Here is a 16033-nt window from a genome sequence, read left to right as displayed (position 1 = left end):
ATACCCGCCCGGCGTGCATTACGCCTAAGATGCGTCACTCGGTTTACAGCTTAGCGATTCCCGCCATGATACAGATCGACGCCCTGCCCGCCTTCAGCGACAACTACCTGTGGTTGTTACAGGATCCCACCAGCCGCCACTGCGCGGTGGTCGATCCGGGCGATGCCGCGCCGGTGCTCGCCTGGCTGGCCGCCCATCCCGGCTGGCAGCTCTGCGACATCCTGGTCACCCACCATCATGCCGACCACGTCGGCGGCGTGGAGCAACTCAAGCGGGCCACCGGCGCCCGGGTGCTGGGGCCAGCCAAAGAGCGCATCCCGGCCCGCGACCTGGCCCTGGACGGCGGCGAACGGGTCGAGGCGCTCGGCCTGCCCTTCGATGTGCTCGCCGTGCCCGGGCACACCCTCGGACATATCGCCTATTACCACCCGTCCGCCGAGCGGCCGCTCCTGTTCTGCGGTGACACCCTGTTCGCCGCCGGCTGCGGGCGGATCTTCGAGGGCACTGCGGCGCAGATGTACGAGTCGCTACGCCGCCTCGCAGCCCTGCCGGGCAACACCGGGGTGTACTGCGCCCACGAATATACGCTGTCCAACCTGCGCTTCGCCCAGGCGGTGGAGCCGGACAACCCGGACGTCGCCCGCCGCCTCGCCGAGGTCAGCCAGTGGCGCGCCGCCGGGCGCATCAGCCTGCCCTCCACCATCGCCCTGGAACTGGCCACCAACCCCTTCCTGCGCAGCCATGAACCGGCCGTGGCGAAAAAAGTCGACGAGCGGGACGGTCCGCTGGAGCCGGCGCCCAGTGCGGTGTTCGCCAGCCTGCGGGCCTGGAAGGACCGTTTCTGAGCATGCACAGTAGCGCACGGAAGCGCCGCTCAAAACTTGACCACCCTTGGGGCGGTTCCTAGAATCGCCCGGATTTTCGTCTGGAATAACCGCCCAGCCCATGTGGTCATCTGCTTATAAAAAACGGAGTTCAGTGGCCTCGACATGGGCGTTCCGGATGCTGCTGGCCGCCTTCGCGCTGGTGCTGGCAGGCTGTCAGAACAACATGGCCCAGAAGGGCGACGATACCCGGGTCAGCCACCACCCCGCCCCCCGACAGATCGAACCGCCGGTCAGCGAGCCGGAAGAACCGGAAGACATCTGGGAGCGCATGCGCGCCGGCTTCAAGTTGCAGGACCAGATCGACACCAACCCGCGCATCGAGCGCCAGCGCCTGTGGTTCGCCAGCCGGCCGTCCTACCTGCAGACGGTCAGCAGTCGCGGCAGCCTGTACATCCACTACGTGGTGGAGAGCCTGGAACAGCGCGACATGCCGCTAGAGCTGGCCCTGCTGCCGGTGATCGAGAGCTCCTACAACCCCTTCGCCTATTCGCGCAGTCATGCCGCCGGGCTCTGGCAGTTCATCCCCTCCACTGGACGCAACTACAACCTGCACCAAACCACCTGGTACGACGGGCGGCGCGACATCACCGCCTCCACCAGCGCCGCGCTCGACTACCTGGGCCGCCTGCACGAGATGTTCAATGGCGACTGGCTGCTCGCCCTGGCCGCCTACAACGCCGGCGAGGGCACCGTCAGCCGGGCTATCGAGCGCAACCAGAAGCTCGGCCTGCCGACCGACTACTGGAACCTGCCACTGCCACAGGAAACCCAGGACTACGTGCCCAAGCTGCTGGCCCTGTCGCAGCTGGTCAACGCCCCCGAAGCCTACGGCATCAACCTGCACCCGATCGCCAACGAGCCCTACTTCGAGGTGGTCGAGTTCAAGCAGCACATGGACCTGGACCGCCTCGCCGAGCTGGTGGACATGGATGCCGAAGAGCTCTACCAGCTCAATCCCGCCTTCAAGAAGCGCATCACCTACGGCGGCCCGCAGCGCCTGCTGGTTCCGGCCGACAAGGTCGAGCAGTTCACCGCCAGCCTCGCCACCCTGCCCGCCCGGGACCTCAAGGCCAGATGGCAGGAATACCAGGTGCGCAGCGGCGACAACCTGCACGCCATCGCCAAGCGCCACCAGCTCTCGGTGGACGAGCTGAAGAGGTTCAATCACCTGTCCAGCAACCGCCTGCAGGTCGGCCAGGTGCTCACCCTGCCGCTGCGAGCCGGCGAGCAGGCGCAACCGGCCCCCATCCAGGTCGCCCGCCAGACCGTCACTCAGAAGGCGCCGATCGCCAAGCCGCACACCTACAAGATCAAGCCCGGCGACAATCTCTGGCAGATCGCCAAGGCCAACGGTGTTTCCGTGGCCGAGCTGAAGAGCCGCAACAAGCTGTCCGGCCATGCCCTCAAGGTCGGCCAGGTACTCACCCTGCCGTCCGCCGCCAGCAGCCTGGCCAGCGCCGATGGCAAGACCGGCCGCAAGGGCCAGCGCCAGAATGTCACCTATTACAAGGTCCGCAAGGGCGATTCCCTGTCGCAGATCGCCAAGCGCTTCGGCGTCGAGGTCAAGCGGCTGCAGGCCTGGAATCCGCACAGCGGCAAGCTGCTCAAGCCCGGGCAGACCCTGACCCTGTACCTGTCCACCCGCTGAGCGGGAAGCGGTCGGGACCAGCCTCCCGGGCGAGGCCAGCTTTTTCCTGCCCGGACAAGCTGTTACTCTCGCGGATCAAAACGCCAAGCCGCTAAGGATCGGAATTCCTCGCCAGATGCGTGCCCTGCTCCTGTTGCTCCTCAGTCTGGTTTCCAGTCTCGACGCCTTGGCCTCCATCACCGAACGCCACGGCTATGCCCAGTTCGGCGAGCTGAAGTACCCGGCCAGCTTCACCCACTTCGCCTGGGTCAACCCCGACGCGCCCAAGGGCGGCACCCTGCGCCTGATGGCCCAGGGCACCTTCGACACCCTCAATCCCTACACCCTCAAGGGCACCAGCCCGATCGCCACCGGCGACTTCCTGCAGTACGGGGTCAACGAGCTGAACGAGCCGCTAATGGTCGGTACCGGCCTGTACGACCCATCTGGCGACGAACCGACCTCCAGCTACGGGCTGATCGCCAAAAGCGTGGAATACACCGAGGACCGCAGCTGGGTGGTGTTCAACCTGCGCCCCGAGGCACGCTTCCACGACGGCACGCCGATCACCGCCTACGACGTGGCCTTCTCCTACCGCCTGCTGCTCAAGGAGGGCCACCCGCAGTACCGCACCAGCCTGCAGGAGGTGCAGCGCGTCGACATCCTGAACCGCCACCGCATCCGCTTCGTGTTCAAGCGCGCCGGCAACCCACTGCTGATCCTGCGTCTCGGCGAGCTGCCGGTGCTGCCGCAGCACTACTGGAAGGACCGCGACTTCAAGGCCACCACCTTCGAGCCGCCTCTGGGCAGCGGCCCCTACCGGATCACCAGGGTGGTGCCCGGCCGCCAACTGGTGTTCGAGCGCGTCAGGGACTGGTGGGGCAAGGACCTGCCGGTCAATCGCGGCAAGTACAACTTCGACCGTGTCGAGGTGGAGTTCTACCGCGACAACGACATCGCCTTCGAAGCCTTCAAGGCCGGCGAATTCGACATCTACATCGAGCACCGGGCGAAGAACTGGGCGAGCGGCTACCGCTTCCCCGCCGTGCTGCGCGGCGATGTGATCCGCGCCGAGATCCCCCACCAGATCCCCACCCAGACCCAGGCGCTGTTCATGAACACCCGCCGCGAGCCGTTCACCGACCGCCGGGTACGCGAGGCGCTGGGGCTGATGTTCGACTTCGAGTGGACCAACCGCGCGCTGTTCAATGACGCCTACGTGCGCAGCGCCAGCTACTACCCGAACAGCGAGTTCAGCGCCACCGGCAAGCCCGAAGGCCGCGAATGGCTGCTGCTCTCGCCGTTCCGCAAGCAGCTGCCGGCGAGCCTGTTCACCGAGCCCTTCCGCCTGCCGGCCACCGACGGCCGCGGCATTCCTCGGGAAACCCTGCGCCAGGCCCTAGGCCTGCTGCGCGAGGCGGGCTGGACGCTGTCCGGCCAGCGCCTGCTGAACAAGCGCGGCGAGCCGCTGCGCTTCGAGATCCTTCTTGTCAACCCCAGCCTGGAGCGCATCCTCCGCCCCTACAGCGCCAACCTGGCGAGCATCGGCATCCAGGCCAGCCTGCGTACCGTGGACCGCGCCCAGTACAAGCAGCGCCTCGACAACTTCGACTACGACATGGTGCTGATGACCCTGCCGCAGACTCTCAGCCCCGGCCTGGAACAGTGGCAGTACTTCCATTCCAGCCAGGTGCAGGTCAGGGGCAGCAAGAACTACGCTGGCATCGCCAACCCGGTGGTCGACCAGTTGCTCAACCACCTGCTCGCCGCCCAAAGCCGCGACGAACAGATCGCCGCCGCCCGCGCCCTGGACCGCGTGCTGCTCTGGGAGCACTACAGCATTCCCAACTGGCACCTCAACAATCACCGCCTGGCGTACCGCAACCGGTTCGCCTTCGTCACCACGCCGCCCTACACCCTGGGGCTGCGCGCCTGGTGGCTGAAGACCACGGAGAACACCCCATGAGTCATCCTCTGCGCACCCTGCTGCAGGGCGCCGGTCTGCTGCTGTTAGGTTTCGCCAGCCTGGTTCGTGCCGAGCCACAGCACGCCCTGACCCTCTACGGCGAGCCGCCCAAGTATCCGGCCAACTTCCCGCACTTCGAGTTCGTCAACCCGGACGCTCCCAAGGGCGGTACCCTACGCCTGGCCGACTACGGCGGCTTCGACAGCCTCAACCCGTTCATCTCCAAGGGCAACGTGGAAAGGCGCATCGGCCTGATCTACGACAGCCTGACCTTCCACTCCCTGGACGAGCCGTTCACCGAGTACGGCCTGCTCGCCGAGAAGATCGAGCGCGCCACGGACAACAGCTACGTGCGCTTCTACCTGCGCCCGGAGGCGCGCTTCCACGACGGCCAGCCGGTCACCGCCGAGGACGTCAAGTTCACCTTCGAAACCCTGATCCAGCACGGCGACCCCATGTACCGCAACTACTACGCGGACGTGGCCGAAGTGGTGGTGGAAGATCCGCTGAAGGTGCGCTTCGACTTCAAGCACACCGAGAACCGCGAGCTGCCGCTGATCCTCGGCCAGCTGCAGATCCTCCCCAAACACTGGTGGGAAGGCCGCGACTTCACCAGGACCAGCCTGGAGCCGCCGCTGGGCAGCGGCCCGTACCGGGTCGCCAAGCTGGAATCCGGCCGCTCGATCCGCTACGAGCGGGTCAAGGACTGGTGGGCCAAGGACCTGCCGGTGGCCCGTGGCCAGTACAACTTCGATGCCATCGTCATCGACTACTACCGCGACATGTCGGTGGCCCTGGAAGGCTTCAAGGGCGGCCAGTTCGACGTCAACCTCGAGTACTCCGCCAAAGACTGGGCCACCGGCTACGAATCCGAGGCGCTGCGCGACGGACGAATCATCAAGGAGGCCATCCCCAACCATAATCCGGTGGGCATGCAGGGCTTCGTCTTCAACCTGCGCCGCCCGGTGTTCCAGGATCGCCGGGTACGCGAGGCCCTCGGCCTGCTGTTCGACTTCGAGTGGTCCAACAAGCAGCTGTTCTTCGGCGCCTACAAGCGCACCAGCAGCTTCTTCGAGAACTCCGAGATGGCTGCCCACCAACTGCCCGACGCGGACGAGCTGAAGATCCTCGAGCCGCTGCGCGAGCAGCTGCCGCCGGAGGTCTTCACCGAGGTCTACCGTCCGCCGGTGACCCGCGGCGACGGCATCATCCGCGACCAGCAGCGGCGCGCCTACCAGTTGCTCCAGGAGGCCGGCTACCGCATCGAGAACGACCGCATGGTCGGCCCCGACGGCCAGCCGTTGAGCTTCGAGTTCATGCTCCACCAGACCAACCTGGAGCGCATCCTGCTTCCCTACAAGCGCAACCTCAGCGAACTCGGCATCGACATGCAGATCCGCCGCGTCGACACCTCGCAGTTCATCAACCGCATGCGCAACCGGGACTTCGACATGACCAGCGCCATCTGGGGCCAGTCCAACTCGCCGGGCAACGAGCAGCGCGAATTCTGGCACTCGAGCAGCGCCGACAACCCGGGCAGCCGCAACCTCATCGGCCTGCGCGACCCGGCCATCGACAAGCTGGTGGAGGGGCTGATCCGCGCCGACTCGAGGAAGAGCCTGGTGGCCCACGCCCGGGCCCTGGACCGCGCCCTGCAATGGGGCTTCTACGTGATCCCCAACTACTACGTGGATACCTGGCGGGTCGCCTACTGGAACAAATTCGGCCGCCCGGCGAAAACGCCGCTGTACGACTACGGCCTGATGACCTGGTGGCTGAAGAGCGACAGGCCGCTGCGCCGCGACGAGGAAGCGGCCGCCAAGGAGGACGCCCGATAGATGCTTGCCTACATCTTGCGGCGCCTGCTGCTCATCATCCCCACCCTGTTCGGCATCCTGCTGATCAACTTCATCATCGTCCAGGCTGCGCCGGGCGGTCCCGTGGAACAGATGATCGCCAAGCTGGAGGGCTTCGACGCAGCCTCCGGCGGCGCCACCGGACGAATTTCCGGCGGTGGCGGCGAGGTTTCGGTGGCCGGCTCCAACTACCGCGGCGCCCAGGGCCTGGACCCCGAGCTGATCAAGGAGATCGAGCGCATGTACGGCTTCGACAAGCCGGCCCACCAGCGCTTCTGGATCATGCTCAACAACTACCTGCACCTGGACTTCGGCAGCAGCTTCTTCCGCGACGCCAAGGTCACCGACCTGATCCTCGAGAAGATGCCGGTGTCCATCTCTCTGGGGCTGTGGAGCACCCTGATCATGTATCTGGTGTCCATCCCCCTGGGCATCGCCAAGGCCACCCGCCACGGCAGCACCTTCGACCTCTGGACCAGCACGGCGATCATCATCGGCTACGCCATCCCGGCATTCCTCTTCGCCATCCTGCTGATCGTGCTGTTCGCCGGCGGCAGCTACTGGGACTGGTTCCCGCTGCGCGGCCTGACCTCCAGCAACTTCGACGAGCTGAGCCTGGGCGGCAAGATCCTCGACTACTTCTGGCACCTGACCCTGCCGGTGACAGCCCTGGTAATCGGCAACTTCGCCACCCTCACCCTGCTGACCAAGAACAGCTTCCTCGACGAGATCAACAAGCAGTATGTGATCACCGCGCGCGCCAAGGGCCTCACCGAACGCCGGGTGCTCTACGGCCACGTGTTCCGCAACGCCATGCTGATCATCATCGCCGGCTTCCCGGCCGCCTTCATCGGCATCTTCTTCACCGGCTCGCTGCTCATCGAGGTGATCTTCTCCCTCGACGGCCTGGGCCTGATGAGCTTCGAGGCGGCGATCAACCGCGACTACCCGGTGGTGTTCGGCACCCTGTTCATCTTCACCCTGGTGGGTCTGCTGGTGAAGCTGATCGGCGACATCACCTACACCCTGGTCGATCCGCGCATCGACTTCGAGAGCCGGGAGGGCTGAGATGGGCTTCGCAGACAAGTTGTCGCCGCTCAACCGCCGCCGCTTCGAACGCTTCAAGGCGCACAAGCGCGGCTGGTGGTCGCTGTGGCTGTTCCTCGTGCTGTTCGGCCTAAGCCTCGGTGCCGAGCTGATCGCCAACGACAAGCCGCTGGTGGTCCGCTACGACGGCCAGTGGTACTTCCCGGTGTTCAAGCGCTATCCGGAGACCACCTTCGGCGGCGAGTTCCCCCTGGAGGCCAACTACAAGAGCCCCTACATGCGCGAGCTGATCGCCGAGAAGGACGGCTGGATGCTCTGGCCGCCGATCCCCTACAGCTACTCGACCATCAACTACGAGCTGACCGTGCCGGCGCCCTCGCCGCCCTCCGCGGAGAACTGGCTGGGCACCGACGACCAGGGCCGCGACGTGCTGGCGCGGGTGATCTACGGCTTCCGCATCTCGGTGCTGTTCGCCCTGGTACTGACCCTGCTCAGCTCGCTGATCGGCGTAGTCGCCGGTGCCCTGCAGGGCTTCTACGGCGGCTGGGTGGACCTGCTCGGCCAGCGCTTCCTGGAGGTCTGGTCCGGCCTGCCAGTGCTCTACCTGCTGATCATCCTGGCCAGCTTCGTGCAGCCGAACTTCTGGTGGCTGCTCGGCATCATGCTGCTGTTCTCCTGGATGAGCCTGGTGGACGTGGTGCGCGCCGAATTCCTGCGCGGCCGCAACCTGGAGTACGTGCGTGCCGCCCGAGCCCTGGGCATGGGCAACGGCGCCATCATGTTCCGCCACATCCTGCCCAACGCAATGATCTCCACCATGACTTTCATGCCGTTCATCCTCACCGGCGCGATCGGCACCCTCACCGCCCTGGACTTCCTCGGCTTCGGCCTGCCGCCCGGCGCGCCCTCGCTGGGCGAGCTGGTCGCCCAGGCCAAGGCCAACCGCCAGGCCCCCTGGCTGGGGATCACCGCCTTCCTGGTGCTCGGCGTGATGCTCAGCCTGCTGGTGTTCATCGGTGAGGCCGCCCGCGATGCCTTCGACCCGAGGAAGTGAGCCAATGAACGAGAACCTCATCGAAGTACGCGACCTGGCCGTGGAGTTCGTCACCGGCGACAAGGCCCAGCGGGTGGTCGAGGGCGTCAGCTTCGACATCCGCAAGGGCGAGACCCTGGCCCTGGTCGGCGAGAGCGGCTCCGGCAAGTCGGTGACCGCGCACTCCATTCTGCGTCTGCTGCCCTACCCGCAGGCCCGCCACCCGTCCGGCAGCATCCGCTACGCCGGACAGGACCTGCTCAAGGCCGACGAGAAGACCCTGCGCACCATCCGCGGCAACCGCATCGCCATGGTCTTCCAGGAGCCGATGACCTCGCTGAACCCGCTGCACACCATCGAGAAGCAGCTCAACGAGGTGCTCGCCCTGCACAAGGGGCTGACCGGCAAGGCGGCCACCGCGCGGACCCTGGAGCTGCTGGAGATGGTCGGCATCCCGGAGCCGGCCAAGCGCCTCAGGGCCTACCCCCACGAGCTGTCCGGCGGCCAGCGCCAGCGGGTGATGATCGCCATGGCCCTGGCCAACGAACCGGAGCTGCTGATCGCCGACGAACCGACCACCGCCCTGGACGTCACCGTGCAGCTGAAGATCCTCCAACTGCTCAAAGATCTACAGAGTCGACTGGGCATGGCGCTGCTGCTGATCAGCCACGATCTCAACCTGGTACGCAGAATCGCCCATCGCATATGTGTCATGCAGCGCGGTCGGATCGTCGAACAGGCGTCGTGTGATGAATTGTTCCAGGCTCCGCAGCATCCCTATACCCGGGAACTGCTCGGCGCCGAGCCCAGCGGCGCCCCGGCCGACAACCCGGCGGGCCCGCCGCTCCTGGAGGTCGACGACCTGCGCGTGTGGTTCCCGATCAAGAAGGGGCTGCTGCGCCGCACCGTCGATCACGTGAAGGCCGTGGACGGCATCCGCTTCAGCCTGCCCAAGGGCCAGACCCTGGGCCTCGTCGGCGAGAGCGGCTCCGGCAAGTCCACCCTAGGTCTGGCGATCCTCAGGCTGATCGCCAGCCGGGGTACCATCCGCTTTCAGGGCCAGGCGCTGGACGGCCTCACGCAGCGTGCCGTGCGTCCGCTGCGCCGGCAGATGCAGGTGGTCTTCCAGGACCCCTACGGCAGCCTGAGTCCGCGCATGTCGGTCGGCCAGATCGTCGGCGAGGGGCTGGAAGTGCACCGCATCGGGAACGAGGCGGAGCGGGAACGAATGATCATCGACGCACTCAAGGAGGTAGGGCTGGATCCGGAAACCCGGCACCGCTACCCCCACGAGTTTTCCGGTGGGCAGCGGCAGCGTATTGCCATTGCCCGGGCCTTGGTCCTAAAGCCGGAGCTGATCCTGCTGGACGAGCCGACTTCCGCGCTCGACCGGACGGTCCAGCGCCAGGTTGTAGAGCTGCTACGTTCGTTGCAGGCCAAGTACAACCTGACCTACCTGTTCATCAGCCATGATCTGGCGGTGGTCAAGGCGCTCAGTCACCAGTTGATGGTGATGCGTCACGGTCAGGTGGTCGAACAAGGCCCGGCGGAAGAGATCTTCTCCGCCCCGCAACACCCTTACACACAGCAGTTGCTGGAAGCCTCCTTCTTGGCTCCCGCGACTGTCGATTAACCAGAAGAGGAAGAAGACATGGGTTTTCTCGCCGGTAAGCGCGTCCTGATCGTGGGTGTCGCCAGTAAACTGTCCATCGCGTCCGGCATCGCCGCCGCCATGCACCGCGAGGGCGCGCAACTTGCCTTCACCTATCAGAACGACAAGCTCAAGGGCCGCGTCGAGGAGTTCGCCGCCGGCTGGGGTTCCAGCGCCGACCTGTGCTTCCCCTGCGACGTGGCCAGCGACGAGGACATTGCCAAAGTGTTCGAGGAGCTGGGCAAGCGCTGGGACGGTCTGGACTGCATCGTGCACTCCGTGGGCTACGCCCCGGGCGACCAATTGAATGGCGACTTCACCACCGTCACCACCCGCGAGGGCTTCCGCATCGCCCACGACATCAGCGCCTACAGCTTCGTGGCCCTGGCCAAGGCCGGCCGCGAGATGATGCAGGGCCGCAACGGTAGCCTGCTGACCCTCTCCTACCTGGGCGCCGAGCGCACCATGCCCAACTACAACGTGATGGGCATGGCCAAGGCCAGCCTGGAAGCCGGCGTGCGCTACCTGGCCTCCAGCCTCGGCCCGGAAGGCACTCGCGTCAACGCCATCTCCGCCGGTCCGATCCGCACCCTGGCTGCCAGCGGCATCGCCAGCTTCCGCAAGATGCTGTCCGCCAACGAGCGTCAGACCCCGCTGCGCCGCAACGTGACCATCGAGGAAGTCGGCAACGCCGCGGCCTTCCTGTGCTCCGACCTGGCCTCGGGGATCAGCGGCGAGATCCTCTACGTCGACGGCGGCTTCAACACCACCGCCATGGGTCCGCTCGGCGACGAGTGATCCCAGACGCCGCCACGCCAAAAGGCCGCTGCTTGCAGCGGCCTTTTGCTTTCCCGGGCAGGCTGCTGGGGCAGCCGCCCCATTCAGGCCACGGCGCCGCGATGCGGGCTCTGCGCCAGATCGAGCAGCTCGCGGTTGGCCACCGCATACATGGCGTAGTCGGTACCGCTGGTGGCGCGCAGCTCGTTGAGCATCAGCCGCCAGCGCTCGACCAGCGGCTTGTGCAGCTCCATCCAGTAGGCCACCCGCTCGTCGATCGCCGCCGGGCCGTCGGCCATCTGCAGCACCGAGATGGTGATCGCCCGCTGCTGCCAGTCCAGCTCGTCGCGGAAGCCCTCGCGGGCCAGCGCCTGCCAGTTGTTGTCCACCGGCAGGCTGGTGATCTGCTGCAGGTACCAGCTCAGCTCCAGGGCGCTGCCCACCGCGAAGAAGGCCCTGGCCACCACATCCGCCGGCTGGCCGGTGACGTCCGCCGCCTCGATGATCGGCAGCAGGGTGTAGAGGTGACTGACTCCGGCCACCATACGCGCCAGCAGCTCCGGCACCCCGGCCTCGACGAAGCCCTGGTAGCGCGCCCGCCACTGCTCCAGGGTCGGGCCTTCCAGTAGTTCGTTGAGCTTCAGGCCGAGGGTCGCCACCTGCGGGCCGAAGTGGGCGACGTCGCGCCCGGCATCCAGATCGTCGCGGCGGCTGCGCAGGAACCAGCGGGTGGCGCGGCGGCCCAGACGCATCAGCTCCTCCATCAGCTGCAGCTGCACGTCGGCCGGCACCTTGGAGTCCAGCGCCTCGATCTGCCGGAACCAGTGTGGCAGGTGGAAGATGTCGCGGACGATCACGTAAGCCCCGGCGACGTTGGCGGCGCTCTGTCCAGTGGACTCCTTGAGGCGCTGCACGAAGGTGATGCCCATGTGGTTGACCAGGTCGTTGGCGATCTGGGTGCTGACGATCTCGCGCTTCAGACGGTGCTGCCGCATGGCGGCGCCATACTTCTGGACGAGCAGTGCCGGGAACGCGGTCTCCATGTCGCGCAGCAGGTAGGCGTCGTCCGGCACCTGGGACTTGAGCAGCGCCTCCTTGAGGTCAATCTTGCTGTAGGAAATCAGCACCGACAGCTCCGGCCGGGTCAGGCCCTGGCCGTTGGCGGCACGCTCGTTGAGCTCCTCGTCGCTGGGCAGAAACTCCAAGGCGCGGTCCAGCTTGCCGGCAGCCTCCAGCGCGGCGATCAGCCGCTTGTACTCGCCCATGCGCTCGCGGGCGCGGCGCTGGGCCAGGGACAGCGCCTGGGTCTGCTTGTAGTTGTTGGCCAGCACCAGACCAGCCACCGCGTCGGTCATCTCGGCGAGCAACTGGTTGCGCTGCTTCTCGGTCATGTCGCCGCTGGCGACTATCTCGTTGAGCAGGATCTTGATGTTGACCTCGTGGTCGGAGCAGTCCACGCCGCCGGCGTTGTCGATGAAGTCGGTGTTGCAGGCGCCGCCGTTCAGGCAGTACTCGACGCGGCCGAGCTGGGTCATGCCCAGGTTGCCGCCCTCGCCCACCACCCTGGCACGCAGCTCGTTGCCGTTGACCCGCAAGGCGTCGTTGGCCTTGTCGCCGACGTCCGCGTGGCTTTCCCGGCTGGACTTCACGTAGGTGCCGATGCCGCCGTTCCAGATCAGGTCCACCGGCGCCTTGAGCAGCGCATGGATCAACTCGGTGGGAGTCAGCCTGTCGGCCTCGATGGCGAAACGCTCGCGCATCTCCGGGGTGATGGCGATGCTCTTGGCGCTGCGCGGGAACACCCCGCCGCCGGGGGAGATCAGGCTGGCGTCGTAGTCCGCCCAGGAGGAGCGCGGCAGCTCGAACAAGCGCTTGCGTTCGGCGAAGCTCTTCGCCGGATCGGGGTTGGGGTCGATGAAGATGTGCAGGTGGTTGAAGGCCGCCACCAGCTGCAGCGACTCGGACAGCAGCATGCCGTTGCCGAACACGTCGCCGGCCATGTCGCCGATGCCGATCACCGTGATCGGCTCCTTCTGCACGTCGATGCCGTGCTCGCGGAAATGGCGCTGCACCGAAACCCAGGCGCCGCGCGCGGTGATCCCCATGCCCTTGTGGTCGTAGCCGGCCGAGCCGCCGGAGGCGAAGGCGTCGCCGAGCCAGAAACCGTAATCGCGGGCGATGCCGTTGGCGATGTCGGAGAAGGTCGCGGTGCCCTTGTCGGCGGCCACCACCAGGTAGGGATCGTCGGCGTCGTAGCGCACCACGTTGGCCGGCGGCACCACCTGGCCCTCGCGCAGGTTGTCGGTGATGTCCAGCAGGCCGCTGATGAACAGCCGGTAGCAGGCGATGGCCTCGGCCTGGATCTCGTCACGGCTGCCGCCGGCCGGCAGGCGCCGCGGGATGAAGCCGCCCTTGGCGCCGACCGGGACGATCACCGCGTTTTTCACCTGCTGGGCCTTGACCAGGCCGAGCACCTCGGTGCGGTAGTCCTCCTCGCGGTCCGACCAGCGCAGGCCGCCGCGCGCTACGTCGCCGAAGCGCAGGTGCACGCCCTCGACCCGCGGGCTGTAGACGAAGATCTCGAACTTAGGCACCGGCCGAGGGATGTCCGGGATGGCCCGCGGATTGAGCTTGAAGCTGATGTAGGGCTTGGGCTCGCCGTCGGCGCCGGTCTGGTAGAAGTTGGTGCGCAGGGTGGCCTTGATCAGGTCCAGGTAGCGACGCAGGATGCGGTCCTCGTTGAGCACCGCGACGTTGTCCAGGGCGGCGAGGATCGCCTGTTCGAGCTTCTGCTGCTTGTCCGCCAGGTCCTCGGCGCTGAGCTTGCGCGCCAGGTAGAAGCGGGTGCGGAACAGACGGACCAGCTCACGGGCGATGTCGGCATGGTTGACCAGGGTGCTGGCGATGTAGCCGAGATCGAAACCCAGGCGGATTTGCTTGAGGTAGCGGGCATAGGCACGCAGCAGGGCGACGTCGCGCCAGTTCATCGCCGCGGTGAGCACCAGACGGTTGAAGCCGTCGTTCTCGGCGGCACCGGCGACGGTCTGCACGAAGGCTTCCTGGAAGGTGTCGTTGAGCTGCTGCAGGTCGAGAGTCAGGCCCTCGGCGTGGGTGAAGGCGAAGTCATGGATCCAGAACTCGCGGCCGTTCTTCTGCTGCAGACGGTAGGGAAACTCGCCGAGCACCCGCAGGCCGAGGTTCTCGAGGATCGGCAACACGTCGGAGAGCGCCAGCGGCGTGTCGGCGTGGTACAGCTTGCAGCGCAGCTGCTGGCCGTCGCCAGACAGCGGCTGGTAGAAGCTCATCACCAGCGGGCGGGAGTCGGACAGGCTGAGTAGGTGCTTCATGTCCACCACCGCCGAGGGCGCCGGGAAGCGCTCGCGGTAGCCGGCCGGGAAGCTGCGCGGGAAGTCGGCGAGGATGCGCGTGCCCTTGGCCTCGCCAAAGGCCTCGATGACCAGGCTGGCGTAGTCGTCCTGCCAGGAACGGCAGGCCTGGATCACCTCGCGCTCCAGCTGCTGCGGGTCGATGTCCACGCGGTTCTTCGGATCGACGCGGAGGATGAACTGCACGCGGGCCAGCACCGACTCGGAGAAGTAAGTCCAGAACTCGCAGTCGATGGCCTGCAGGCGCTCCACCAGGACCTGCTGGATGCGCAGGCGGGTCTCGGTGGAATAGACGTCGCGCGGCACGTAAGCCAAGGCATAGACGAAGCGCCCGTAGGGGTCGCGGCGCAGGAACACGCGCAGCTTGTTGCGCTCCTGGATCTGCACGATGGCAATGGCGGTGCTGAACAGGTCATCGACCGGGGTCTGGAACAGGTCGTCGCGCGGCAGCACCTCGAGCACCTGCTCCAGCTCCTTGCCGAGATGGCCCTTGGGACTGAACCCGGAGCGACGGAACACCTCCTCCACCTTGCGGCGGATGTAGGGGATGCGCTTGACGCTCTCGGCGTACACCGAGGAGGTGTAGATGCCGAGGAAGCGGCACTCCTTGACCACCTGGCCCTTGCCGTCGAGGAAGCGGATCGACACGAAGTCCGGATACGCCGGGCGATGTACCCGGCTGGGCATGGCCGCCTTGGCGAAGGACAGCAGCACCGGCTCGCGCAGATAGTTCAGCGCGTAGTCCTCGATGTGCAGTTCCTCCTCGCTGAGGCCGGTGCGCAGGCGCCTGGAGAGGCCCAGCAGGGAACCTTCGTCGTAGTGGATGGCGCCGCCGTCGGTCTCGTCGCGGACGGTGAACTCCTCGTAGCCGAGGAAGGTGAAGTGGTTGTCCAGCAGCCATTCGAGGAACACCTTGACCTCGGCCAGCTCGGCCTTGTCCACCTTGAGCCTGGCCTTGCCCAGCCAGGCCAGCAGCTCCTCGACCTTGGCCTTCATCGGCTCGAAGTCGCCCACCGCCAGGCGCACGTCGGCGAGCACGTCCAGCAGGCTGTTCTCCAGGGCGCGCATCTCGCCACTGGAGGCGCAGCGGTCGATCTCCATGAAGATCAGCGATTCCTGGGTGACGCCCTTGCCGCTGCTGCCTTTGGGGAGGATCTCCAGCAGCTCGCCGCGCTTGTCGCGACGCACGCTGAGCACGCTGTTCTGCAGGGTGTGGATGCTGTGCCCGCGGCGGTTCACCTCGATGCGCACCGAGTCCACCAGGAAGGGAATGTCCGGGTGCAACACCAGAATCGCCGTGTGGGTGGACTGCCAGCCGTGCTTCTCGTAGTCCGGGTTGAACACCCGCACCAGCGGCTTGTCGGCCTCGAAGCGCTCGAGCAGCCGCCAGCCCGACAGAGTGCAGCCGACCAGGTCGGACATACGTCGCTGGGTGAGTTCGTCGAGGGAGGCGATGCCGAAGAACTGCTCGGCGAACAGCGCCACCTGTGGCAACAGCTGTTCGCTGACGTGCTGCGCCAGGGCTGCCTGGAGCTGATGCTGGAAGTCAGCTTTGCTGGCTGCGGTGAAGAACGACATGCTGATACTCCGCTGGGCTGGTGTTGTTCTGGGAAGTACTGCGTGACGGGCTGCCGGCGCCCCTGGTGCCCCCTACCCGCCGTGCCGGTGCCTCGAGCAGTCTAGGCGACGGTGGAACCGCTGGTACGCGAGGCGACCGGATGGTCACGCACAGCTTAACGAGGGACCCAGGCTGCGGAATTGCAAGGCTGCGACATATTCGTTCATCGCCGTTCCCCCGTGCCG

At 66.4% G+C, this 16033-nt stretch carries 9 protein-coding genes; 8 read left to right on the top strand and 1 reads right to left on the bottom strand.

Annotated elements, in window-relative coordinates; all coding sequences use genetic code 11:
- Positions 1-65 precede the first annotated feature (65 nt).
- The 8 genes from gloB (at position 66) to fabI (ending at position 10865) form a co-directional block, all read left to right on the top strand.
- Positions 66-845 carry a hydroxyacylglutathione hydrolase gene (gene gloB, locus H165_RS0108100; protein ID WP_017938422.1) on the top strand — a complete coding sequence of 260 codons (780 nt, stop codon included), beginning with the start codon at positions 66-68 and terminating at the stop codon, positions 843-845.
- Between the two features lie 100 nt (positions 846-945).
- Complete coding sequence (locus tag H165_RS0108095; RefSeq protein WP_040640601.1) at positions 946-2535, top strand: lytic transglycosylase; 1590 nt, start codon at positions 946-948, stop codon at positions 2533-2535.
- Between the two features lie 115 nt (positions 2536-2650).
- Entirely contained in the window at positions 2651-4480 is a 1830-nt protein-coding gene (locus H165_RS0108090; protein ID WP_017938420.1) for an extracellular solute-binding protein, read from the top strand.
- On the top strand, positions 4477-6318 hold the full coding sequence (locus H165_RS0108085; RefSeq protein ID WP_017938419.1) for an extracellular solute-binding protein: 1842 nt from the start codon (positions 4477-4479) through the stop codon (positions 6316-6318). Before H165_RS0108090 ends, H165_RS0108085 begins: the two co-directional genes overlap by 4 nt.
- Complete coding sequence (locus H165_RS0108080) at positions 6319-7404, top strand: microcin C ABC transporter permease YejB (RefSeq protein WP_017938418.1); 1086 nt, start codon at positions 6319-6321, stop codon at positions 7402-7404.
- A gap of 1 nt (position 7405) precedes the next feature.
- Positions 7406-8437 carry an ABC transporter permease gene (locus H165_RS0108075; RefSeq protein WP_017938417.1) on the top strand — a complete coding sequence of 344 codons (1032 nt, stop codon included), beginning with the start codon at positions 7406-7408 and terminating at the stop codon, positions 8435-8437.
- Positions 8438-8441: 4 nt separating this feature from the next.
- A complete protein-coding gene (locus H165_RS0108070; RefSeq protein ID WP_017938416.1) occupies positions 8442-10049 on the top strand; it encodes an ABC transporter ATP-binding protein in 1608 nt (535 codons plus the stop codon).
- An 18-nt stretch (positions 10050-10067) separates the two neighbouring features.
- Positions 10068-10865 (top strand): enoyl-ACP reductase FabI, encoded by a 798-nt coding sequence (fabI, locus tag H165_RS0108065; RefSeq protein ID WP_017938415.1) that lies wholly within the window; start codon positions 10068-10070, stop codon positions 10863-10865.
- 83 nt (positions 10866-10948) lie between these two features.
- Here fabI and H165_RS0108060 read toward each other — a convergent pair whose 3' ends face one another.
- Positions 10949-15808, bottom strand: a complete 4860-nt coding sequence (locus H165_RS0108060) for an NAD-glutamate dehydrogenase (protein ID WP_017938414.1) — start codon at positions 15806-15808, stop codon at positions 10949-10951.
- Positions 15809-16033: the final 225 nt, after the last annotated feature.

This window comes from Pseudomonas thermotolerans DSM 14292, assembly GCF_000364625.1.
In the GTDB taxonomy this organism is placed as follows: Bacteria; Pseudomonadota; Gammaproteobacteria; order Pseudomonadales; family Pseudomonadaceae; genus Aquipseudomonas; species Aquipseudomonas thermotolerans.
Note: the sequence above shows the minus strand (reverse complement) of the source record. Positions and strands in the feature narration are given on the sequence as shown.

Bases quoted from the DNA above. Each gene is read 5' to 3' on its own strand.
- H165_RS0108085 (WP_017938419.1), top strand. From the start codon at position 4,477: ATGAGTCATCCTCTGCGCACCCTGCTGCAGGGCGCCGGTCTGCTGCTG.
- H165_RS0108095 (WP_040640601.1), top strand. From the start codon at position 946: ATGTGGTCATCTGCTTATAAAAAACGGAGTTCAGTGGCCTCGACATGG.
- H165_RS0108080 (WP_017938418.1), top strand. From the start codon at position 6,319: ATGCTTGCCTACATCTTGCGGCGCCTGCTGCTCATCATCCCCACCCTG.
- H165_RS0108070 (WP_017938416.1), top strand. From the start codon at position 8,442: ATGAACGAGAACCTCATCGAAGTACGCGACCTGGCCGTGGAGTTCGTC.
- gloB (WP_017938422.1), top strand. From the start codon at position 66: ATGATACAGATCGACGCCCTGCCCGCCTTCAGCGACAACTACCTGTGG.
- fabI (WP_017938415.1), top strand. From the start codon at position 10,068: ATGGGTTTTCTCGCCGGTAAGCGCGTCCTGATCGTGGGTGTCGCCAGT.
- H165_RS0108090 (WP_017938420.1), top strand. From the start codon at position 2,651: ATGCGTGCCCTGCTCCTGTTGCTCCTCAGTCTGGTTTCCAGTCTCGAC.
- H165_RS0108075 (WP_017938417.1), top strand. From the start codon at position 7,406: ATGGGCTTCGCAGACAAGTTGTCGCCGCTCAACCGCCGCCGCTTCGAA.
- H165_RS0108060 (WP_017938414.1), bottom strand. From the start codon at position 15,808: ATGTCGTTCTTCACCGCAGCCAGCAAAGCTGACTTCCAGCATCAGCTC.